This is a genomic window from Phaeobacter sp. JH20_02, assembly GCF_048056915.1.
Classification (GTDB): Bacteria; Pseudomonadota; Alphaproteobacteria; order Rhodobacterales; family Rhodobacteraceae; genus Phaeobacter; species Phaeobacter bryozoorum.
The window spans coordinates 167,043-188,423 of the sequence record NZ_JAYMVP010000022.1 but is presented as its reverse complement, the minus strand read 5'-3'; the positions used below and the strand labels follow the sequence as shown (position 1 = coordinate 188,423).

Genomic DNA, 21,381 nt, shown 5'->3' with positions numbered 1-21,381 from the left:
TTGGCTCAGATCAGCGTCAGCAGTCGCCGCTCTGGCAGAGCTGATCCTTCACCAGGGGGCCGACTTTGCCGAAATCCATCTGGCCAGTGTATTTGCCCTTCAGGGCGCCCATCACCTTGCCCATGTCACGGATCGACTGCGCACCAGTATCAGCAACCGCAGCCTTGACCGCCTCGGCGATTTCGTCGTCGCTCAGCTGTTTGGGGAGGAACTCCTCGATGATAGCAATCTCACCCAGCTCGCGTTCGGCCAGGTCCAGCCGTCCGCCTTCCTCATAGGCGCGTGCGCTTTCGTTGCGCTGCTTGGTCATCTTGCCCAGAATGGCGAGGATCTCTGCATCGCCAATTCCGCCCCCTTCACCATCGACCCGGTCGGCAATTTCACGGTCCTTGATCGCGGCATTGATCAGACGCAAGGTTGCCAGTCGGGCAGCTGCGCGGTCCTTCATGGCCTGTTTCAGGGCCATATTGACCCGAGTTCGCGTATCCATTTATCTGTCCATTCCCACGGAGTCGGAAACCGGATCTTTACCTAAAGTGGTAGTCAAGTTCAAGTTGGGGCCAGACAAATGACGTTGGGGCACCCAAACACCGTTAGATGGTGCCGGCCTCGCCCCGCAAACAGGCCCAGATCGCAGCGACGGAGGCTTGACGGCTTGGCGCACACCCCTTAGATACCCGTGAATTTTGCCCATATTGGAGAGTCGCGCCATGGCCGATACCGTCCCACCCAAGCCCACCGCATGTTTGGCACTGGCTGATGGCACCATCTTTTATGGAAACGGCTTTGGTGCCACCGGCGAAACCGTCGCTGAACTCTGCTTCAACACGGCCATGACCGGCTATCAGGAAATCATGACCGACCCCTCCTACGCGGGGCAGATCGTGACCTTCACCTTCCCTCACATCGGCAACACCGGCGTCACCCCCGAGGATGACGAAACCGCCGATCCCGTCGCCGCAGGCATGGTGGTGAAATGGGATCCGACACAATCCTCCAACTGGCGCGCCACCGAAGAGCTGAAAACCTGGCTCACCCGCACCGGACGTATCGCCATCGGCGGCGTTGACACCCGCCGCCTGACCCGTGCGATCCGCCAGCAGGGCGCCCCGCATGTGGCCCTGGCCCATGATCCCGACGGCAATTTCGACATCGAAGCACTGATCGCCAAGGCCCGCGAATGGTCGGGCCTTGAAGGGCGCGACCTGGCCAAGGACGTTACTTGCGCGCAAAGCTATCGCTGGGACGAAATGCGGTGGGCCTGGCCCGAGGGCTATACCCGTCAGGAAGACCCCAAGCACAAGGTTGTCGCCATCGACTACGGTGCCAAGCGCAATATCCTGCGCTGCCTCGCATCGGCGGGTTGTGACGTGACCGTCCTGCCCGCCTCTGCCACCGCTGATGAGGTGCTGGCCCATAACCCCGATGGTGTCTTCCTCTCAAATGGTCCCGGTGATCCCGCCGCCACTGGCGTTTATGCCGTGCCGATGATCCAGCAGATCCTCGACACCACGGATCTGCCGATGTTCGGGATCTGCCTCGGCCACCAGATGCTGGCACTGGCGCTTGGCGGCAAGACCGTCAAAATGAACCACGGCCACCACGGCGCCAACCACCCGGTGAAGGAAAACGCCACCGGCAAAGTTGAGATCACCTCGATGAACCACGGGTTTGCCGTCGACGGGCAGAGCCTGCCTGACGGTGTCGAAGAGACGCATGTGTCGCTGTTCGACGGCTCCAACTGTGGCATTCGCATCTCCGATCGTCCGGTCTATTCGGTGCAGCACCACCCCGAAGCAAGCCCCGGCCCGCAGGACAGTTTCTACCTGTTCGAGCGCTTCGCCGAGGCTATGGCTGCGCGCAAATCTGCGTAAATTCAGCGGGGCTGAGATAAGCCTACGCAAAAAACACGGTTCCATGGCAAGCTTTTGCCATGGAAAACAGGGGCTTGAGAAATACGCCCCTGTAAAAACCTCTTGCTCGAATCCATGACCGCATAAACTGTGCTGTCATGGTTGAACACAACCTCAAATTCCTAGAGGCGGCACGACCCCTCATTCGGCGCGAACGCCAGACCTCCTTTGAACGGCGGCTGGTGGAAGATCACGCCGTCAGCAAGGATCACCTGATGCGGGCGCTGGTTCTGCGTCAGCATCAGCGCGCTCCGATTGACCAGATCCTTGTTTCCGAAGGGTGGGCCAGTCAGGAGCAGGTTCTGGATGCGCTGTCGTCCCAGCACGGGATGCCACGGGTTGATCTGGGCGGTCATCGCCCCCAGGCGCGTCTGCTCGCGCGCAAACCCGCCCGGTTCTGGCTGCGTCGCTGTGCGCTGCCATACATGCAACTGGGGCAGACTGTGATCGTCGCGATAGCGCATCCAGCCGCCTTTGCCGAGGTGCAGCGCGACCTTGCAGAAAGCTTTGGCGATGTGCGGCCGGTGATCGCAAGCGAAGCGCAGATCACCGAACTGCTCAGCAGTCATTTCCGCGAGGATCTTGCCCGCGACGCCAGCGCCTCTGTACCGCTGCGCTATAGCTGCCGCACTTTGCGCCAACCGAACTGGCTAGGCCTGCCGCTGCTGACGGGGCTCGCCGGCCTTGGCCTGACCGCGACCCGGCCAAGGCTGGTTTTTACCCTGCTCTGCGGGTTGGCGCTCTTTACGCTCTTGCTGTTCATTCTGCTGAAATGTGCAGGTTTCGTATCCCATTTGCAGGACCGGCGGCGGCGACGTCTGCACGAGAGCACGCAGCCTCTACCAAAGCAGCCGCCCAGCGCAGGCTCTCTACAGCTGGCGGCCACGGGACGGCGCCTGCCGCGCATGTCGATCCTTGTCCCGCTCTACAAAGAGGCCGAAATCGGCCGCGCCCTCCTGCGACGCCTGTGCAAACTCACCTACCCGCGCAGCCTGCTCGAAGTGCTTCTGGTCCTCGAAGAAGACGACGAGGTCACCCGCAACGCCATCCATTGCGCCGATTTACCCGATTGGTTCCGCGTGATCGAAGTGCCCGCCCACGGCGGCCTGACCACCAAGCCACGGGCGATGAACTACGCGCTGAACTACTGCCGGGGGGAAATTATCGGTGTTTGGGATGCCGAAGATGCCCCGGATCCCGACCAGTTGGAACAGGTCGCACGTGCCTTTGCGCAGGGCGATAACGATCTGGCCTGCCTGCAAGGCGCGCTCGACTACTACAACCCGGATCAGAACTGGATCTCGCGCTGCTTCACCCTCGAATACGCCAGCTGGTTCCGCATCGTACTGCCGGGCATCGCCCGCCTCGGGCTGGTGGTTCCGCTGGGTGGCACCACGCTGTTTATCCGCCGTGACATTCTGGAACAGCTGGGAGGCTGGGACGCCCATAACGTGACCGAGGATGCCGATCTTGGCGTCCGCCTCAGCCGCCTTGGCTATCGCACGGAAATGCTGCCCACCACCACCTATGAGGAGGCCAACTGCCGCGCATGGCCCTGGATCAAGCAACGCTCGCGCTGGCTGAAGGGGTTCATGGTCACCTATCTGGTCCATATGCGCCGCCCCGCCGTACTGGCGCGGCAATTGGGCTGGCGCCAGTTCCTCGGCCTTCAGGCCTTCTTCCTCGGCACCGTTGGCCAGTTCCTGCTGGCGCCCTGCCTCTGGACCTTCTGGCTGATCACCCTCGGCCTTGGCCATCCCAGCGCCCCGTTGCTGCCCGCAGGCGCGCCCTATCTGGCCGCTGCCGCCCTGGTTTTCTTTGAACTCCTTGGCATCATCATCGCCGTTACAGCGGCCTTTGCCAGCGGTCGGCGATCGCTGGCGATTTGGGCGCCCAGCATGATGCTCTATTTTCCGATGGGTGTGATTGCCGTCTACAAGGCGCTCTACGAGCTGATTTTCAAACCGTTCTTCTGGGACAAGACCGCGCACGGCCAACCCGCGAAGGCTCGCAAGCCGCTCGCCCCGAGGCTCCCGACCGGTGGCACCTAGCCCTTGCTGCGATCGCCCGCGTCCTGTTTCAGCCGGGTCATGAAGGCGACAGAAATATGATCCTTCAGCGCCCGCCCCGCCGCCTCTTCATCGCGACGCTCGATCGCGTTCACGATGGTCTTATGTTCGGCCTGCGCAATCCGGCCCCGCCCCTCCGCCGCCAGCGAGGTGGTCGCCATCAGCGCCATCGTGCGGTGGACCAGGTTCAGCTGCTGCACCAGATACCGGTTATGTGACGCCAGATGGATCTGCTCGTGAAACCGGCGGTTGGCCTTCGCAAGCTCCGTCGGATTGTCTACAAAGGCATCGTCAGAGGCGACCATCTCCTGCAGCACCCGGACCTCCTCCTCGGTAGCGTGCCGCGCCGCAAGGCTGGCCGCCAGCCCTTCCAGTTCGCGCCGCACCACATATAGCTCCGCCATCTGGTTGTGATCCAGCGAGGCAACAATCAGCGACCGGCCATCGCGCTCCAGCAGCGATTGGGTCTCCAGCCGCTGCAACGCCTCGCGGATGGGCGTGCGCGAGACACCGAACCGTTCGGCAAGGTCGCTCTCGACCAGACGGTCTCCGGGCCGGTAAACCCCGACATCGATGGCTTCAAGGATCAGCGCGTAAGCGTCGGTCTGGCTGGTGCTGCGGGTCAGGTTCATGTCGATCCTTGGGTTGTTGACCCCCGATGTCTACAGGTCCGGCCGCCGTGCAATCAACCCCGCCCCGACCACGCAGTTAAAATCAGCCCCTCGGATCGACCCGAAGACGCCACGACGATGTAGTGCACCGGCGCATGGCGACAGTTGCAATCATGCGGCGGGCGACCTAGGTCACAGGCCATGGTATCGCAATCTTTTTCTCACGTCCGCCATTGGGTGTTCGATCTCGACAACACCCTCTATCACCCCTCCGCCCGGCTGTTCGATCAGATCGAGGTCAAGATGACGGACTACGTCATGACCGCGCTTGGCGTCGACCAGCAGATGGCCAATAAGCTGCGAGATGACTACTGGCGCGAACATGGCACCACCCTTGCCGGGCTGATGGCCCATCACGATCTGGACCCGGACCCGTTCCTGATCGAGGTCCACGACATCAATTTCGATCATCTGACGCCGGACAGCCTGCTGGCCGAACGGATCCGGGATCTGCCGGGCAAGCGGATCATCTATACCAATGGCACCGCCCCCTATGCCGAGCGGGTGCTGGCGGCGCGGGGTCTTGAGGGCTGCTTTGACGAGATCTACGGGGTCGAACATGCCAATTACCGCCCCAAACCCGAACGTCAGGCCTTTGACATCATCTTTGCCAAGGCAAAGATCGACCCGACAAAGGCTGCGATGTTCGAGGACGATCCGCGCAATCTGCAGGCGCCGCATGATCTGGGGATGCGTACGGTGCATGTGGCACCAACCGCGGCGACCGGCGCGCATATTCACCACCACACGGATGATCTGACCGGGTTTCTCGGGCTGCTGTAGCCGCCTGCGGACAGCGTAAGGTGGCACCGGCCTGCGCATCCTGTCGCACCCCCGTGGCGCGCCGCCGCACCCGACTTTTTCCGGGACTGATAACCTCTATATGGCAGGTATCTTTTCCGCGCAGGCCCGGCCCTTCCGCCATCAGGCTGCGCACTCCGCCACAGCCAAGGATGCCCGCCCGATGAATGACCTGACGTTCGACCACAGCCAGCACCGCACCACTGTGACCGCAGCCCCGGCGGCGGCTCCCGTGCCTGCCGACAGCCATAACAGTGGCGCCACAAAGGCGCTTCTCGCTATCCTCCTTTATGTTCTGCTCTGGGGCCTCGCTGTTGCGATCTGGGGCCTGCCCGCGCTGTTCCTCCCTGCGGTCGCCAAGACCGGCATCATGTTTGTCGTCTTGGTGATGATCACCCGTGGCTAGGGGCGCGGCGCCAATTGAACCCCGAAAAAGGCCCGGCATAAGGACAGTATGTCGCTTGTCATTCCAGCTGCCAGCGGCCTATCTCAGGACCAGTGATGAAAGGCAGGTCTGATGACTGACAGCTGTGACATTCTGATTTCGGGTGGCGGTATCGCCGGGCTCACCGCCGCCGCAACTTTTGGCGCCGCCGGGTTCCGGGTGATCTGCGTCGACCCGACTGCGCCCGTAACACTGCGCGACGAGGCCGGTGCCGATCTGCGAACCACCGCGATCCTGCAACCGGCAAAGGCGCTGTTGCAGGACGCCGGGATCTGGACCCGGCTCGACGCCCACGCCGCGCCGCTGGACATCATGCGGATCATTGACGCTGGCGGGGCCGAGCCGGTGGCCCGTGTCACCAAGGATTTCAAATCCGCCGATATCTCCGATCAGCCCTTTGGCTGGAACCTGCCCAACTGGCTCCTGCGGCGGGAACTTTTGGCGCGTCTGGACGATCTGGAGACGGTGGATTTCCGTGCGGGTCTGGGCACCACCGGCCTGTTCACGCGCACGGACTCCGCCCAGGTCACCCTGAGCGATGGCACCCGGGTCACGGCCCGTCTTGTGCTCGCCTGTGACGGGCGCGACAGCCCGATGCGGCGGGCAGCGGGCATCCCTGTGCGGACCACCCGTTACGGACAGAAGGCGCTGGCCTTCGCCGTGACCCACGACCTGCCCCATCAGAATGTCTCGACCGAAATTCACCGCTCCGGCGGCCCCTTCACTCTGGTGCCGCTGCCCGATCACGACGGTCGACCCTCCTCCGCGATTGTCTGGATGGAACGCGGCCCAAGAGCCCAGGCATTGCAGCGGATGGATCAGGCCCCGTTCGAAATCGAGATGAACCGGCGCAGCTGCGGTGTGCTGGGAGACCTGCGGCTGGCCTCACGCCGCAGCATCTGGCCGATCATCAGCCAGTCTGCCGCCCGCATGTCGGGCGAACGCCTTGCCCTGATGGCCGAAGCCGCCCATGTGGTGCCACCAATCGGCGCCCAGGGCCTGAATATGTCGCTGGGAGATCTGCGGGTGCTGCTGGATCTGGCACAGACCCGGCCCGAGGCCCTGGGCGACGCCAGGATGCTCGAGAGCTATCACAAGGCCCGCCATGGCGACATTCTGATGCGGGTGAAGGGGATCGACCTCTTGAACCGGACCTCGATGCTGTCGCCCCGCCCGCTGCGCGATTTGCGCGCGTTTGGCCTGAATGCGCTCTATTCCATGGCCCCCGTACGCAAGACCCTGATGCAGATGGGGCTTGGGGTAAAATAGGGATCCGGCCCCCTGCGGGGACCGGTGCCTTCGGCGAGAGTATTTGGGGAAAGATGACAGGGCTGTCGCATCCGGGCGACGGCGGCGTCTAGCCGAGCGGGCCGGGTCGGCGCTCTTCGCTCAAGAGCACATTGGCATCCACATTGCCCACCCCGGGCAGGGTCATGATCCGGCGCCGCAGCACGCGTTCAAAATCAGCAATGTCGCGCGCCGTCACCCGCAGGCGATAGTCATACATGCCCAGCACATGTTCGACCGTCTGCACCTCCGGGATGGCAGTCACCGCACGTTCGAAATCCTCAAGCGAGACGCGCCCCTTGGTGGCCAGTTTGAGCCCCAGAAAGACCGTCACACCAAAGCCCAGCTTGCCGGCATCAAGATCCAGCTTGCGGCCCCGGATGATCCCCGTCTCCTGCAGGCGGCGGATGCGGCGCCAGGTTGCGGGCTGGCTCAGCCCCAGTTCGCGCCCCAAGGCGCCGGCCGATTGCGTGGCATCCCGTCCCAATGCGCGCAGCAGCGCGCGGTCGATGTCATCCAGCGCCATCATATCGGCAGCGCCTCGTCCGATTTGATGCGTGCCACATGCATCAGCGCCTCGATGTCGGTGATATGCGGCAGGATCAGGATCTGGCTGCGGTAAATCCCCTGATAATGTGCCATGTCCCGCGCAATCACCGAGAGCCGCACATCGACCTGGCCGAGGAAGGTCTGGATTTCCAGCACCTCCGGGATCTCACGCGCGGCGGGGATGAATTCATCAAAGGCGCGGGGATTGGTCTTGTCCAGCGTGATCCGCAGCGAAACCTCCACCTCATAGCCAAGCGCACGCCAGTCGATCACCGCCCGCTGCCCAAGGATCACGCCGGTCTCGCGCAGCTTCTCCAGCCGCCGCGACAGGCGCGAGGCTGTGAGGCCAAGGCGATCCCCCAGATCAGGCAGCGATTGTTCTGGATCCGCCTGAAGATGGCGAAGTATGCGTCGGTCCAAGTCATCAAGCATGATTTTCATTATAATTACGTAACACACGAATGACCATTGCAATAATTTGCAGATTTTCGCGCCAGATACGCCTCTCCTTTATTGAAAACATGCCTATGCTGCATCCAAACACGAACCAAAAGGACGATGATCATGCGTGTATACTATGACCGCGATTGCGACGTTAACCTGATCAAGGACAAGAAAGTGGCCATCCTGGGCTATGGCTCTCAGGGCCACGCCCACGCGCTGAACCTGCGCGACAGCGGCGCCAAGAACCTTGTCGTCGCCCTGCGCGAAGGCTCCCCTTCCGCGAAGAAAGCCGAAGGCGAAGGCCTGCAGGTGATGGGTATCGCAGAAGCGGCGGCCTGGTGTGACGTGATCATGTTCACCATGCCCGACGAACTGCAGGCAGAAACCTACAAGAAATACGTCCACGACAACATCCGTCCGGGTGCCGCGATCGCGTTTGCCCACGGCCTGAACGTGCACTTCGGCCTGATCGAGCCGAAAGAAGGCGTCGACGTCATCATGATGGCCCCCAAAGGCCCCGGCCACACCGTGCGCGGTGAATACACCAAAGGCGGCGGCGTGCCCTGCCTGGTGGCTGTTGACACCGACGCCACCGGCAAAGCGCTGGAAATCGGCCTGTCCTATTGCTCTGCCATCGGTGGCGGCCGCTCCGGCATCATCGAAACCAACTTCCGCGAAGAATGCGAAACCGACCTGTTCGGCGAGCAGGCGGTTCTCTGCGGCGGCATCGTCGAGCTGATCCGTTGCGGGTTCGAAACTCTGGTCGAAGCCGGTTACGCACCCGAGATGGCCTATTTCGAGTGCCTGCACGAAACCAAGCTGATCGTTGACCTGATCTATGAAGGCGGCATTGCCAACATGGATTACTCGATCTCCAACACCGCGGAATACGGCCAGTATGTCACCGGCCCGCGCATCCTGCCCTACGAGCAGACCAAAAAAGCCATGAAGGACGTGCTGACAGACATCCAGCAGGGCAAATTCGTGCGCGACTTCATGCTGGAAAACGCTGTGGGCCAGCCCACCATCAAAGCGTCGCGTCGTGCCAACGACGAGCACCAGATCGAAGTGGTCGGCGGCAAGCTTCGCGACATGATGCCTTGGATTTCCGCAGGCAAGATGGTCGACAAAGAGAAGAACTAAGGCGCCCGCGAGACTGCTCGCACACCCTAGCTCTCCGGGGCGCTCCTGTTTGGGGCGCCCTTTTTCATTTATTTCACTGAGGTGATCCGATGCCAGACTCCCCCGGTGCCGCCAATTGGGCCAAGCTGTTGTTCCTAGGTGTGATCTGGGGCGCCTCCTTCATGGCGGTGTCACTGGCGCTCAGGGGCTTTGCGCCGCTGACCATTGCCGCGCTCAGGATCTCCATCGGTGCAGCCTGTCTGCTGGCGGCTGTCTACGCCATGGGAATCGGCCTGCCCACCCTGCGCAACCGCGACGGCCGCATCATCTGGGCCTGCGCGGCTGGCATGGGGCTCTTTACCAATGCGCTGCCCTTCACCCTGCTTAGCTGGGGGCAGACTTTTGTGGCCAGCGGCTTTGCCGGGGTCTGCATGGCGGTGGTGCCGCTGTTTGTGCTGCCGCTGGCGCATTTTCTGGTGCCGGGAGAGCATATGACCCTGCGCCGCAGCATCAGCTTCCTGATCGGCTTTGCCGGTGTGGTGGTGCTGATCGGGCTCGACGCCCTCCGCTCTGCCGGAACGGATTTTGAATCGCTGGCCCGCCTCGCCTGCCTTGGGGCCTCGCTCTGTTATGCGATCGGTGCGATCATCACCCGGCTCTGCCCACAGGTGAATATGCTCTCGCTCTCGGCAGCAACCCTCCTGTGCGGAGCCACAATGATGGTGCCGGCCGCGCTTTGGGTCGAAGGGCTGCCAGAGCTGCCCGCCCCCCTGCCACTGGGCGCCGTGATCTACCTCGGCCTCTTGCCCACCGCGCTCGCCCAGGTGCTGCTGGTGCAGGTCGCCCGCAGCGCAGGCCCGGCATTCCTGTCCACCGTGAACTATCAGGTGCCGGTCTGGTCGGTGATCTTTGGTGCGGCGCTGCTGGGGGAAACCCTGCCACCGCAGCTGTTTGCCGCGCTGGCGCTGATCCTCGGCGGCCTGCTCCTCAGCCGCAGCCGCCGCCCGCGCATGGCCTGAACCGCAAATCGTTCGATAGCGGACAAAGCAATTGCGATTGACCCGGCCACTCCGTCGGGGTCTTGTCGCGCGACACCACAAAGGGAGATCGCGATGCCCGATATCGCTCCGCGCTACTGGCTGATGATCGCCACCCTGGGCTTTGTCTGGGGTGGGACATTCCTGCTGATCAAGCTGGCCCTGACGGGCACGACGCCGTTCTGGCTCGCGGCCAGCCGCATCGGGTTTGCAGCTTTGCTGCTGACCGCGATCTGGGGTCTGCGCGGGTTCAGGCTGTTCAAGGATGAGACCAACTGGCCATCGCTGGTGATCATCGGCGTCCTCAGCACCGCGCTGCCCTTCATGCTGATTTCATGGGGCCAGCAGCATGTCTCCTCTGGATTTACCGGCGTCAGCATGGCGGCGATTCCGCTGATGGTGCTGCCCTTGGCGCATGTCTTTGTGCCGGGAGAGCAGATGACCCTGCGCCGCCTGATCGGGTTTTCCATCGGCTTTGTCGGGGTCGCGGTCCTGATCGGCAGCAAGGCGTTTCAGAGCACCGGCACCGCATTGGAGGGCTATGGCCGGGCCGCCTGCCTGTCCGCCGCCGCCTGCTATTCGGTCAGCTCCATCCTGACCCGGCGCCTGCCGCCAGTGGATCCGCTGGGGCTGGCCGCCATCCTGCTCATCATCGGTTCTGCCGTGACCCTGCCTGCGGCCTGGCTGCTGGAGGGACCACCGGTGATCCCGGACATGCAAATCCTGGGCATTGCAGCGGTTCTGGGCCTGATCCCCACCGCCGCTGCCAATCTGCTGCGGGTCATTGTCGTTCGTGAAGCAGGCCCCACCTTCATGACACTGACCAACTATCAGGTTCCGGTCTGGGCGGTGGTTCTGGGGGCCATATTTCTGGGCGAGGAACTTCCTCCCTCCATGCTGCTGGCGATGGCCCTGATCCTCGGCGGTCTGGGCATCAGCCAGTTCGGTGCGTTGCGGCGATTGTTTGGCTCCCCGCGCAAGCTGCGGCCCTGAGACAAGGCAAAACCCGCCACCCGGTCACGGGTAGCGGGTCCATCTCAGCTGTCCATCGGCCTGTCACAAGCCCTGTAATGTAACAAGCCCTGTCACAGGGCATGTCCGACGACCGGACTATTCAGCCACAGCCGCCTCAACCGCAGCAACCACGCTATTCACCGCCTCTCTCAGCACGGCAGCATCTTCGCATTCGGCCATGACCCTAACCAGCGGTTCGGTGCCTGACTTGCGGATCAGCAGACGTCCCTGCCCCGCAAGAGAGGCTTCGGCGCTCTGGATCGCGCTCTGCACCTGATCTGTTTCCAGCGGTGTCTGCCCGGCGGCAAATCGGACATTCTTCAGCAGCTGCGGCACCGGGGTGAACTGCTGCGCCAGCTGCGATGCCGGGCTGTCGGAGCGGATCATCTCCGCAAGAAAATGCAGCCCTGCCATCAGCCCGTCCCCGGTGGTCGCGTAATCCGACATGACAATATGGCCGGACTGCTCGCCGCCGAGGTTGAAGCCGCCTTCGCGCATCCGTTCCACGACATAGCGATCACCAACTGCCGTCCGCTCAAGCCCGATCCCGCGCGCGTCGAGGTGCCGCTCAAGCCCCAGATTGGACATCACCGTCGCCACCAGAGCCTTGCCGGACAGAAGGTCATCCTCGGCCCAGCGGGTCGCCAGCAGCGCCATCAGCTGATCGCCATCCGCCACTTTTCCGGTCTCGTCGATCAGGATCACCCGGTCGGCATCCCCGTCAAGACAGATCCCCACATGGGCGCCATGGGCCACAACGGTCTCCGCCGCGGTCCCCGGATGAGTAGAGCCACAATCGCGGTTGATATTGGTGCCATCGGGTGAAACACCCACCGGTATCACATCGGCGCCCAGCTCCCACAGGATTTCCGGCGCAGCCCGGTGGGCAGCCCCATTGGCGCAATCAATCACCACCTTCAGCCCGTCCAGCCGGATATCGCGGGGCAGCGAGCTTTTGACCCGCTCACCGTAGCGGAACCGTGCGTCATCAATCCGTTTCGCACGCCCGATATTCTGCGCCTGCGCGGGTTCGACACCGGCCTCGATCAGAGCTTCCAGTTCCATTTCGACGGTATCGGACAGTTTGAAACCATCCGGTCCAAAGAACTTGATCCCATTATCCGCCGCCGGATTGTGGCTGGCCGAGATCATCACGCCAAGATCGGCGCGCATCGAGCGGGTCATCAGCCCCACCGCCGGTGTCGGCACCGGGCCAAGCAGCAGCACATTCATACCGGTCGACGTCAGCCCCGCGGTCAGTGCGCTTTCGAACATGTAGCCCGACAGGCGGGTGTCCTTGCCAATCACCACACGGTGCACCCCGGAGGCGTCGCGGCGGAAGTACCGGCCAACAGCCGCGCCAATGCGCAGCGCCATGTCCGCTGTCATAGGATGGATATTGGCCGTGCCACGCACGCCATCCGTGCCAAAAAACTTGCGCATATCAGCCCTTTCGGTCGGGTCTTATCGGACGGCCTGCCACAGGCGAACCGCCTGCGCCGTCTCGGCAACATCATGCACCCGCAGGAATTGCACGCCTTGGGCCAGGGCTGCAAGCCCTACCGCGATAGAGCCCGGCGCGCGGGCGGCAGCATCCGGCTCATGGCCCAGCTTGCCGATAAAGCCCTTGCGCGACACCCCCAGCAGGATTGGACAGCCCAACCCATGGAACAGGCTGAGATTGCGCAACAGGGTCAGATTGTGGTCCAGCGTCTTGCCAAACCCGATGCCCGGATCAACCACGATCTGCTCCCGCACCACCCCGATATCTTCCAGCCGGTCGATCTGCCCCTTCAGGAAATCATAGACATCCAGCAGGACGTTCTCATAGGTCGGATCTTCCTGCATCGTCGCCGGGTCGCCCTGGGCGTGCATGATACAAGCAGGAACCCCGGCCTGCGCAGTCAAGGGTGCCAGAGCCGGATCAAAGGTAAATCCCGACACGTCGTTGGTCAGGCTCGCTCCGGCATCCAGCGCCTCGGCCAGAACGACCGCCTTGCGCGTATCAATGGAGATCGGCACCTGCGAACGGGCGCGGATCGCTTCAATCACCGGAGCGGTGCGGCGGATCTCCTCATCTTCGGGGACCAGCGCGGCACCGGGGCGGGTGGATTCTCCGCCAACGTCGATGATGCTTGCCCCATCGGCAACCATCTGCAAAGCCGCCGCACAGGCGGCGCTGACCTCATCATGCTGCCCGCCATCCGAGAAACTGTCAGGGGTCACATTCAGGATGCCCATGATCTGCGGCTGCGTCATATCCAGCCCGGCAATCGTTGCCCGCCGCGCCGTCAGCCGGTGGCGCACATCCTCGGGCAGCAGACCGGCAGGCATCAGCCGCGGTGGCGCGCCGCGCTCCAGCACTTCCACCTGGGTAAACCAGAGCCCGCCACTGATCAGCGACAACGCCCCCTCGGGGCGATTGTCCCCATGTTGTACCAGCGGTCGGTAATAACTCACAGTTGGGTCTGCTCCACATCCACGGCGCGCAGCGGCACCCCCGGATTGCCAGGCAGTGCGGCGCCAATCACGATCATCTCGCCGGCCTCGAATGTGGCGGCGAACCAGGCAGCCAGCGCCACCGCGTCAGAGGGCGCCGCCGAAGGGCCATCTACCGCATCCAAAACGATTTTTGACGGAGCCCAGACGCAAATCTGCCCGTTTTTCATGGCCCAGTCCAGCTCCGTTCGCGTCGAAACGACGACGCAGCGATCATCCTTTGCCGCGAGCCGCCAGGCGTTCTGTTCAATCGCCAGCAGATCAATCCGGCGCTGGGTCCATTTGTGACCGGTCTGCGGCGTGGCCAGCTCATGCGCCCCAACACAGAGGATCAACGGACGCTTGCGGCACTGCATCTGGTCGATCCAGCCGGTCAGGTGGTCACTGTCGATGGCACGGTTGGACAAATACATCAGCCGCGGATGCGGGCGCTCTTCACTGTCGACACCGGTCGCGACCTGATTGCGGGCGCGCACGATTTCCACACCCAGCGCCCCCGGCCCGCGATCCAGTTTCTCAATCCGCACAAAGGCCCGCACGGCCTGCGGTTCCAGCAGGATCCGCTCGGCCACGCGCTCCGCCAGGGTTTCCAGCAGGTTCAGACGTTCTTCGGACAGCTCACGCGCAATCGCCTCTGTCACCCGGTCATACGACAGGATGCGGTCGACATCATCATCCAGATCCGCAGGCAGCGGCGCAACTTCGACAACCACATTGAAGCAGATGCGCTGGGTGGTTCCGCGTTCTGCCTGAAAGGCGCCGATTTCCACCTCGACGATGTGATCCCTGAGCGAAATCCGATCCAGCGGTCCGCGCGCTGCAGTGGCCTCCGACCGTTCGGAAGGATGCGCAAATGCGAGACGAATTTCTGAAGACATGACGGTCGAGCCCCTGAACTGGCTATCTGGCGGTGAGGTTCCAGCATAAACATGCCGCGCCCGCATAACAGGCCTTCATGCGCCATACCAGTGGCCGAAAACGGCGCTGCCAGGGTTTCAACCACGGCAAGCACCCGCCCCCTGACACGCCTTAGTTGTTGAGCGCAGTCCGAAAACGATCATCGCGGTAAAAGAGATGGACGCCGATCCGCGCGGTCTTGGTAAAGCTCTTGCTCCAGCGCGGACGCACCGCTGTGGTATGGTAATAGGTCGCGCCATCGGTGATCCCGGTGATCGCCCCATCCATCACCAGACGGGCCACTTTGGAGACCCGCTCAAATGCGGTTTTCTCGCGGATCACTTCCTTATGGCCGTCGCATGTGTAGGTGAACTGGCACTGATACTTGCGCCCGGTCCCCTGGTTGATCACGCCGCACAGGCTGTCAGGGAACTGCGAGGATTTCACGCGGTTCATAATCACCTCGGCGACGGCGAACTGGCCCTTCACGGTTTCACCGCGCGCCTCGAAGTACAGCGCTTCGGCCAGGCAGGCAAAATTCTCGCCCCCCTTGGCGGCCGGAATGGTGTCCAGCCATGCCTTGGTGAATTTCACTTCGGTCGCCTTGGCCTTCTTGGCCGAGCGGTTGAAGTTGAAGAAATTGTTCAAACGCCCGGTCGGCACGGCGTTCAGGGTGGATTGCTCACGTTCGAACAGCGCGTCCAAACCGGAATCCGCATATACATCTTTGGCCGCTGCCAAGGCGGCAGCAAACACGGCAGCTACAGTCAGAATCTTCATAAGGGCATCCCCACTAGACAGATCGCGCACGGCCATCCCAACGTCACGCGATCGCACCTCCTAGTGGAAATCCCTCCAAACGTCCAGCGACGGGACAGCGCACCCCGCTGCCCCTTGGTTAAGCGCCAATCCGCTGCTTTCTGCTGCCCCTGCGAAAGCCCCTTGTTTTCTTTACGATTTTAGAGATTCGCGTGGTGAATCTCCGGTTTGGCTGGAAATCGCCAATTGCGCCGCAGCAAGCCGTGCAACGGGCACCCGAAACGGGGAACAGGAGACGTAATCGAACCCGGCTTCGCGACAGAACGCAATCGATTCGGGGTTGCCGCCATGCTCGCCACAGATCGACAGCGTGATCTGCGGGTTCTCTGCACGGCCCCGCTGAACCCCCAGTTTCAGCAGCTCGCCGACCCCGTCTGTATCCAGCACGTGGAACGGATCCTCTGGAAAGACGCCCTGATTGACATAGGCCGACATAAACCGCCCCGCATCGTCCCGCGACATGCCATAGGTCATCTGGGTAAGGTCGTTGGTCCCGAAGCTGAGGAACGAGGTATGCGGCGAAATCTCACCCGCGCGCAGGGCCGCACGCGGGGTCTCCACCATGACCCCCAGACGATAGGTGAAATCCTCGCCACGCTCGGCCTTCACCGCCAGCGCGACGGCATCAATGCGCGCCTTCACCAGCTCCACCTCACGTTTGGCCGAGACCAGCGGGATCATGATCTCCGGCACCACCGGATCGCCCTCCTTGGAGGCATCCAGAGTGGCCTCGAAAATCGCCCGTGCCTGCATGTCGTAGATTTCCGGCACCGTCACCCCCAGCCGCACGCCGCGCAGGCCCAGCATGGGGTTGTATTCCTCCATCTCCTCGACCCGGCGGGTCACATCGCTCACCGGGATACCCAAGGCTTCCGAAAGCTCCCGCTGCCCGGTTTTGGAGGTCGGCAGGAATTCATGCAGCGGCGGGTCGAACAGCCGGATACAGACCGGCAGCCCTTCCATGATGCGAAACAGCGCAAAGAAATCCTCCCGCTGCATCGGCAGCAACCGCGCCAGCACCGCAGCCCGCCCCTCCGAGGTCTCGGCAAAGATCATCTCCCGCATCACCGTCAACCGGCCGGGATCAAAGAACATATGCTCGGTCCGGCACAGGCCGATCCCCTGCGCGTTGAACTTGCGCGCGGTCTCGGCATCCTCCGGCGTGTCGGCATTGGCGCGGATGTCGATATCGCGCACCTCATCGGCCCAGGTGAGAAGGGTCTGAAAGGCGCCGTCCTCCGCCGCCTCCAGCATCTCCGGTTCGCCCGCCAGCACCTCGCCACTGCTGCCGTCGATGGTGATGATATCGCCACGGCTGAACACCCGGTCGCCCTGGGCCACCAGCTGCTTGCGCCGACTGTGGAACTTCAGGTTAGAGGCCCCGACGATACATGGCAGCCCGAGGCCGCGACCGATCACCGCCGCATGGCTGGTGATCCCGCCGCGCTCCGTCAGCACCCCGACCGCCGCGTGCATACCCCGCACATCCTCGGGCGAGGTTTCGCGCCGCACCAGAATGCAGGGCTCACCGCGCGCCGCACTGGCCTGCGCCTCCGCAGCGGTAAACACCAGCCGCCCGGTGGCGGCACCGGGGCTGGCGGCAATGCCCTTTCCGATCACATCACGGGTCGCCCCCGGCGCCACCTGCCGGTGCAGCAGCTCGGTCAGAATATGCGCGTCGACCCGCATCACCGCTTCCTGCCGCGGGATAATGCCATCCTCGGCCAGCGCCACCGCGATCCGCACCGCCGCCTGTGCCGACCGGGTGACCCGCACCCCGTCCAGGATATGCACCGCGCCGCTCACGATCACAAATTCAACCTGCATCTCTTCGCGCAGACGCTGTCGCATCAGCCGGGCATGGGATTTCAGATCGGCAAAGGCCTCGGGCGCCGATTCCTCCAGCGATGGCCCGCGCGGGTCACGCTCCAGATACAGCGCCTCTGCCCCCGCCCCCAGCGCATCGCGCCCCTGGCTCTGGCTCAGGTACCGCCCGGTGATCTGCGGCTCACCGGTCTTGGTATTGACCAGCTGCAACACACCCGAACCGCATTCGCCCTGACCAAAGCCCGGCACCATCTCCTGCACCACCAGACCCAGCCCGGCATCCGCAGGCGCGCCCTTGGCCTGCCGCAACAGTCGGGCCGAGGTGCCTTCCCAGGCCCGCGCCATCGACCGCAACACCGCCGCCAGCTGCTCCGCCGGATCCTGTGGAAACGGCTCATCGGTCTCCGCCTCATAGGCGTGCAGAACCTCGCTCAGCGCATCCGGCCCACCGTCCTCCACATCGTCAAAGACATCCGGGTCCAGCCGCGCCACATGCACCGCATAAGATTGCACAAACCGCAGATACAAGGCCGCCGCCCCGTCGCGCCCAAGACTGTCGCAAAGGTCGACATAGCGCGCATCATTCATGCCGATGTTGAGGATCGCACCGGGGCCGCCCCAATCGGGATCCTGTGACGACGGGCGCACACAGAGCAGCGCATCCGACGGAAAGGCGTCAACAATCGCCGCCATATCGGGCATCTCGCCTTGGGCGATCCCGTGCACCGCCTGAAACGACAGCGCCACGGTGCGCGGCACCGGCAGATCCAACCGCACCAGACGTTGCAGGCATTTCGCCCGCCCGCCATGGGTGTGATTGGCAATGGGCGCCACCGGCGTGATCAGCACAAAATCCGGCGTCTCATCCTGTGGGGCACGAGCCATGTCTCGATCATTTTTCTGCACTGCGGCGCCTTTCCTTTGCTATGCAGCATAGCCCTGTCGTCCATTCCCGCAAGGAAAAGCACGTGGACCAAAAGGAGAAAACCGGGACGACCCTGCGATCACCCCGGTTTCTCGTTGTTTTGCCTGCCGGACTGCCCGGACTGCGCGGTCAGATCACGGCCCTGCGGGGGTCTCAGCCCTCGATCCGGGTCAGGTCGGCGACCTGCCCGCAGACCTTGCGGATCTGGCTCAGCAGGTTCAGGCGGTTGCGGCGCACCACCTCATTGTCGGAATTGACCTGCACCGCTTCAAAAAACGCATCCACCGGGGCGCGCAATGCGGCCATGCTGCCCATGGCAGCCGCGAAATCTTCGGCCTCGATGGCCGAAGAGATCGCCCCCTCGCTCTGCGCCAGCGCGTCGAACAGGGCCACTTCGCTGTCATCCTCGGCGAATTTCTTATCCGCGCCGTAGGAATATTCTACGCCATCCTTCTCCTCGGCCTGCGCCAGGATATTGTTGGCCCGTTTGAAGCCCTGCAACAGGTTCTCGCCATCCTCGGAGGCCATGAACTCCTCCAGCGCACGGGCGCGTTTCACCAGCAGCGTGAGGTCATCGTTGCCCTCCATCGCGATGCAGGCGTCGATCACGTCATGACGGATGCCCTGATCACGCAGGAACACCTTGAGCCGGTCGTGGAAGAAGGAGAGGAGGTCACGCGACACATCCGGCAGCTGCGTCTTCAGCCGCTCGATATGTTTGGGCAGATCCCCGTCAAAGGCATCCAGCACCGTGCGCACGGCAGAACCAAAGACACCGTGATCGGCGATCTCGTTCAGCATGTCCTGCATCAGCCCCGTAGCAACCGGGTCACCACCGTTCTGGGCCATTTCATGGCGCAGCAGATGGGCATCAATTGCGCCGTCCAGCCGCATCCGCACATCATTGTCCAGCACCAGCCGGATCACCCCCAGCGCGGCGCGGCGCAGGGCAAAGGGGTCTTTGGAGCCGGTGGGTTTTTCATCAATCGCCCAGAACCCGGTCAGCGTGTCCAGTTTATCGGCCAGCGCCACGGCAACCGAGACCGGCTCGGATGGCACATCATCCGACGGGCCAAGCGGCGAATAATGCGCCTCGCAGGCATTGGCCACCTCTTGCGGTAGGCCAGCCGCCTCCGCGTAGTAGCGCCCCATCAGGCCCTGCAATTCCGGGAACTCATAGACCATTTCGGAACTCAGATCGGCCTTTGCCACCCGTGCGGCCTGCTCTGCCAGATCGGCATCGGCGCCGACAACCGGCGCGATCTCGCGGGCCAGCGCGGCAATACGGTCAATCCGCGCCGCCTGCGTGCCCAGCTTGTTGTGGAAGGTCACATTGCCCAGCTTCGCAACCCAGGGCTCAAACCCCTGCTCGGTCACCGTGCGCAGATCATTCTCCCAGAAGAACTTCGCATCCGCCAGCCGTGCCGACAGAACTTTTTGGTTGCCCGCCAGAATGGTCGCGCCATTGTCGGCGGTCTCGCGGTTGGCGACGGTGATGAATTTCTCGATCCGCCCGGTCTTCGGATTGCGCACCGAGAAAAACTTCTGATGTTCCTTCATCGAGGTCTGCAAGACCTCCGGCGGCAGCGCCAGGAATTCATCGTCGATGGCCCCCATCAGCACCACCGGCCATTCCACCAGACCAGCGACCTCGGCCAGAAGACCCTTGTCCTCGACAACCTCCAACCCGCTGGCAAAGGCCTGATTGGTCGCCTCCTGCCAGATGGCCGCTTCCCGCTCGGCCGGATCCAGCACCACATGCGCCCGCTTCAGCTTGGCGGCATAATCGTCAAAGCTGGATACGGTGATCTGATCCGGCGCCATGAAACGGTGGCCAAATGTGGTCTTGCCCGATGCAATCCCGTCGATCTCCAGCGGCACAACCTCGGCGCCATCCTCCTTGGACAGGAGACAGAGGATCGAATGCAGCGGGCGCACCCAGCGCAGGGCGCCCGATCCCCAGCGCATGGACTTCGGCCAGGGGAAATTGCGGATGGTGTCTTCCAGCACCTCTGCAATGATCTCTGCCGCCGGGCGCCCCGGCTTTTCGATCAGCGCAAAATAGACTGCGCCCTTCGGGGTGTCGCGCTCTTCCAGCTGCTCGCGTGTGAGGCCCGCACCGCGCAGGAAGCCTTCGATGGCCTTGTCCGGCGCGCCCACTTTCGGCCCCTTGCGCTCCTCGCGCACTGTCGGGGAGTGCTCCAGCAGCCCCTCAAGCGCCAGCGTCAGACGGCGCGGCGTCGATAGCGCATGGGCACCGGCATAGGTCAGCCCCGCTTCGACCAGACCATCGGTCACGCGCTTTTTCAGATCCTCCGCCGCACGCGCCTGCATACGGGCCGGAATTTCCTCGGAAAACAGTTCAATCAGAAGATCAGGCATCAGATGTCCTTACGGATGGCCGCGCGCGGCGCGGAAAATACGTGTTGACGGAACGGAGCCGCTTCTGAACGAAGGGCTGCGCCGTCCCGCGGGGTGGCGCTATTGCGCCGCCCCAGAGGGGCGGTACTCTTCAGAAAGGCAAGCATCATTCGCCTCCGACCGCCTCTGGCCGGGGCGGGCATTCCTCGCCCACAACCGTGCCGTCATAGGCTTTCTGGCCGCAATCGTTCAGCTCATGCCAGACATAGCCGCGCCCTGCGTCGGTGATCGCTACGATGCGGTCCACCCCGTAAGAGATATTCTTGACCGACAGAAAGCTTTCGGCGCGTCCCTCGGCCAGCGCCTGACCAATGGCTTCGGCATCAAAACAGTCAAACCAGCCCGGCGCATTGCGCGGCTCTTTGTGATCCGACAGCACAAACAGTTGCGCCAGCTCTTCGGGTTTCAGATCGGTAGCGAAACAGGCGCGATAGCGAATGGGAGAACTCTCCGCGTCGATCGCCTCAAAGCCACTGTAGCGGATCGGCAGCGCTGCGCCACCACCAAGCGGCGTCAGCATCACGTCCTTGCCCGGCTCCAGCTCGACATCCTCGTAAAAGCCGTAGACCTGCAGGTAATACATCGCCGCCCCAGCCGCGAGGCCGGAGCAAATCAGGATCAGCGAAAGGAACTTGCCCATA

Annotated in this window: 19 protein-coding genes; 8 read left to right on the top strand and 11 right to left on the bottom strand. The window is 63.1% G+C overall.

All coding sequences use genetic code 11. The features are described from left to right. Window positions 1-16: 16 nt before the first annotated feature. Complete coding sequence (locus tag VWY34_RS07670) at window positions 17-490, bottom strand: GatB/YqeY domain-containing protein (RefSeq protein ID WP_416545106.1); 474 nt, start codon at window positions 488-490, stop codon at window positions 17-19. A gap of 220 nt (window positions 491-710) precedes the next feature. Between VWY34_RS07670 and carA the strand changes: the two genes are divergently transcribed. Next, the gene (gene carA / locus VWY34_RS07665) at window positions 711-1,874 is read left to right on the top strand and encodes a glutamine-hydrolyzing carbamoyl-phosphate synthase small subunit (RefSeq protein WP_260087337.1); all 1,164 of its coding nucleotides are present in this window, start codon (window positions 711-713) and stop codon (window positions 1,872-1,874) included. A 137-nt stretch (window positions 1,875-2,011) separates the two neighbouring features. Then, window positions 2,012-3,964 (top strand): glycosyltransferase, encoded by a 1,953-nt coding sequence (locus tag VWY34_RS07660; RefSeq protein ID WP_416545104.1) that lies wholly within the window; start codon window positions 2,012-2,014, stop codon window positions 3,962-3,964. Here the strand turns inward: VWY34_RS07660 and VWY34_RS07655 are convergent. Continuing rightward, entirely contained in the window at window positions 3,961-4,614 is a 654-nt protein-coding gene (locus VWY34_RS07655; protein ID WP_340544695.1) for a GntR family transcriptional regulator, read from the bottom strand. The two genes, VWY34_RS07660 and VWY34_RS07655, sit on opposite strands and share 4 nt — an antisense overlap. A 180-nt stretch (window positions 4,615-4,794) precedes the next feature. Here VWY34_RS07655 and VWY34_RS07650 point away from each other — a divergent pair, with 180 nt between their 5' ends. The 3 genes from VWY34_RS07650 (at window position 4,795) to VWY34_RS07640 (ending at window position 7,168) form a co-directional block, all read left to right on the top strand. Continuing rightward, window positions 4,795-5,436, top strand: a complete 642-nt coding sequence (locus tag VWY34_RS07650; protein WP_416545102.1) for a pyrimidine 5'-nucleotidase — start codon at window positions 4,795-4,797, stop codon at window positions 5,434-5,436. 181 nt (window positions 5,437-5,617) lie between these two features. After that, window positions 5,618-5,860 (top strand): hypothetical protein, encoded by a 243-nt coding sequence (locus VWY34_RS07645; protein WP_340544693.1) that lies wholly within the window; start codon window positions 5,618-5,620, stop codon window positions 5,858-5,860. A 111-nt stretch (window positions 5,861-5,971) separates the two neighbouring features. After that, window positions 5,972-7,168: a UbiH/UbiF family hydroxylase gene (locus tag VWY34_RS07640; protein WP_416545098.1), complete on the top strand. Its 1,197-nt coding sequence runs from the start codon at window positions 5,972-5,974 to the stop codon at window positions 7,166-7,168. A gap of 88 nt (window positions 7,169-7,256) precedes the next feature. On the opposite strand, the gene VWY34_RS07635 is transcribed toward VWY34_RS07640, so the two are convergent. Both VWY34_RS07635 and VWY34_RS07630 read right to left on the bottom strand, forming a co-directional pair. Continuing rightward, complete coding sequence (locus tag VWY34_RS07635) at window positions 7,257-7,715, bottom strand: Lrp/AsnC family transcriptional regulator (RefSeq protein ID WP_416545096.1); 459 nt, start codon at window positions 7,713-7,715, stop codon at window positions 7,257-7,259. Continuing rightward, on the bottom strand, window positions 7,712-8,167 hold the full coding sequence (locus VWY34_RS07630) for an Lrp/AsnC family transcriptional regulator (RefSeq protein WP_340544689.1): 456 nt from the start codon (window positions 8,165-8,167) through the stop codon (window positions 7,712-7,714). The genes VWY34_RS07635 and VWY34_RS07630 overlap by 4 nt, the downstream gene beginning before the upstream one ends. A 132-nt stretch (window positions 8,168-8,299) precedes the next feature. Here VWY34_RS07630 and ilvC point away from each other — a divergent pair, with 132 nt between their 5' ends. The 3 genes from ilvC (at window position 8,300) to VWY34_RS07615 (ending at window position 11,331) form a co-directional block, all read left to right on the top strand. Then, entirely contained in the window at window positions 8,300-9,322 is a 1,023-nt protein-coding gene (gene ilvC / locus VWY34_RS07625) for a ketol-acid reductoisomerase (protein WP_340544688.1), read from the top strand. Between the two features lie 89 nt (window positions 9,323-9,411). Beyond that, complete coding sequence (locus tag VWY34_RS07620; RefSeq protein ID WP_416535787.1) at window positions 9,412-10,320, top strand: DMT family transporter; 909 nt, start codon at window positions 9,412-9,414, stop codon at window positions 10,318-10,320. Window positions 10,321-10,413: 93 nt separating this feature from the next. After that, window positions 10,414-11,331, top strand: a complete 918-nt coding sequence (locus tag VWY34_RS07615; RefSeq protein WP_416535786.1) for a DMT family transporter — start codon at window positions 10,414-10,416, stop codon at window positions 11,329-11,331. A gap of 117 nt (window positions 11,332-11,448) precedes the next feature. On the opposite strand, the gene glmM is transcribed toward VWY34_RS07615, so the two are convergent. From glmM to VWY34_RS07580, 7 genes are all read right to left on the bottom strand, one after another. Then, a complete protein-coding gene (gene glmM / locus VWY34_RS07610) occupies window positions 11,449-12,795 on the bottom strand; it encodes a phosphoglucosamine mutase (protein ID WP_416535785.1) in 1,347 nt (448 codons plus the stop codon). Between the two features lie 21 nt (window positions 12,796-12,816). After that, window positions 12,817-13,812, bottom strand: a complete 996-nt coding sequence (gene folP, locus VWY34_RS07605; RefSeq protein ID WP_416543181.1) for a dihydropteroate synthase — start codon at window positions 13,810-13,812, stop codon at window positions 12,817-12,819. Continuing rightward, window positions 13,809-14,729 (bottom strand): dihydroneopterin aldolase, encoded by a 921-nt coding sequence (locus VWY34_RS07600; protein WP_340544682.1) that lies wholly within the window; start codon window positions 14,727-14,729, stop codon window positions 13,809-13,811. Before VWY34_RS07600 ends, folP begins: the two co-directional genes overlap by 4 nt. 151 nt (window positions 14,730-14,880) lie before the next feature. Continuing rightward, window positions 14,881-15,564 (bottom strand): cell wall hydrolase, encoded by a 684-nt coding sequence (locus tag VWY34_RS07595; protein WP_340546285.1) that lies wholly within the window; start codon window positions 15,562-15,564, stop codon window positions 14,881-14,883. 135 nt (window positions 15,565-15,699) lie between these two features. Further along, entirely contained in the window at window positions 15,700-18,279 is a 2,580-nt protein-coding gene (locus tag VWY34_RS07590) for a putative PEP-binding protein (RefSeq protein WP_416535784.1), read from the bottom strand. A gap of 193 nt (window positions 18,280-18,472) precedes the next feature. Further along, window positions 18,473-20,701 carry a glycine--tRNA ligase subunit beta gene (gene glyS / locus VWY34_RS07585; RefSeq protein ID WP_416545094.1) on the bottom strand — a complete coding sequence of 743 codons (2,229 nt, stop codon included), beginning with the start codon at window positions 20,699-20,701 and terminating at the stop codon, window positions 18,473-18,475. A 145-nt stretch (window positions 20,702-20,846) separates the two neighbouring features. Next, window positions 20,847-21,380 carry a DUF6446 family protein gene (locus tag VWY34_RS07580; RefSeq protein WP_416545092.1) on the bottom strand — a complete coding sequence of 178 codons (534 nt, stop codon included), beginning with the start codon at window positions 21,378-21,380 and terminating at the stop codon, window positions 20,847-20,849. Window position 21,381 lies beyond the last annotated feature (1 nt).

Excerpts from the sequence above, each read along its gene's own strand:
- VWY34_RS07670 (WP_416545106.1), bottom strand. The coding sequence starts at position 490 with ATGGATACGCGAACTCGGGTCAATATGGCCCTGAAACAGGCCATGAAG.
- carA (WP_260087337.1), top strand. The coding sequence starts at position 711 with ATGGCCGATACCGTCCCACCCAAGCCCACCGCATGTTTGGCACTGGCT.
- VWY34_RS07660 (WP_416545104.1), top strand. The coding sequence starts at position 2,012 with ATGGTTGAACACAACCTCAAATTCCTAGAGGCGGCACGACCCCTCATT.
- VWY34_RS07655 (WP_340544695.1), bottom strand. The coding sequence starts at position 4,614 with ATGAACCTGACCCGCAGCACCAGCCAGACCGACGCTTACGCGCTGATC.
- VWY34_RS07650 (WP_416545102.1), top strand. The coding sequence starts at position 4,795 with ATGGTATCGCAATCTTTTTCTCACGTCCGCCATTGGGTGTTCGATCTC.
- VWY34_RS07645 (WP_340544693.1), top strand. The coding sequence starts at position 5,618 with ATGAATGACCTGACGTTCGACCACAGCCAGCACCGCACCACTGTGACC.
- VWY34_RS07640 (WP_416545098.1), top strand. The coding sequence starts at position 5,972 with ATGACTGACAGCTGTGACATTCTGATTTCGGGTGGCGGTATCGCCGGG.
- VWY34_RS07635 (WP_416545096.1), bottom strand. The coding sequence starts at position 7,715 with ATGATGGCGCTGGATGACATCGACCGCGCGCTGCTGCGCGCATTGGGA.
- VWY34_RS07630 (WP_340544689.1), bottom strand. The coding sequence starts at position 8,167 with ATGCTTGATGACTTGGACCGACGCATACTTCGCCATCTTCAGGCGGAT.
- ilvC (WP_340544688.1), top strand. The coding sequence starts at position 8,300 with ATGCGTGTATACTATGACCGCGATTGCGACGTTAACCTGATCAAGGAC.
- VWY34_RS07620 (WP_416535787.1), top strand. The coding sequence starts at position 9,412 with ATGCCAGACTCCCCCGGTGCCGCCAATTGGGCCAAGCTGTTGTTCCTA.
- VWY34_RS07615 (WP_416535786.1), top strand. The coding sequence starts at position 10,414 with ATGCCCGATATCGCTCCGCGCTACTGGCTGATGATCGCCACCCTGGGC.
- glmM (WP_416535785.1), bottom strand. The coding sequence starts at position 12,795 with ATGCGCAAGTTTTTTGGCACGGATGGCGTGCGTGGCACGGCCAATATC.
- VWY34_RS07600 (WP_340544682.1), bottom strand. The coding sequence starts at position 14,729 with ATGTCTTCAGAAATTCGTCTCGCATTTGCGCATCCTTCCGAACGGTCG.
- VWY34_RS07595 (WP_340546285.1), bottom strand. The coding sequence starts at position 15,564 with ATGGCCGTGCGCGATCTGTCTAGTGGGGATGCCCTTATGAAGATTCTG.
- VWY34_RS07590 (WP_416535784.1), bottom strand. The coding sequence starts at position 18,279 with ATGGCTCGTGCCCCACAGGATGAGACGCCGGATTTTGTGCTGATCACG.
- glyS (WP_416545094.1), bottom strand. The coding sequence starts at position 20,701 with ATGCCTGATCTTCTGATTGAACTGTTTTCCGAGGAAATTCCGGCCCGT.
- VWY34_RS07580 (WP_416545092.1), bottom strand. The coding sequence starts at position 21,380 with ATGGGCAAGTTCCTTTCGCTGATCCTGATTTGCTCCGGCCTCGCGGCT.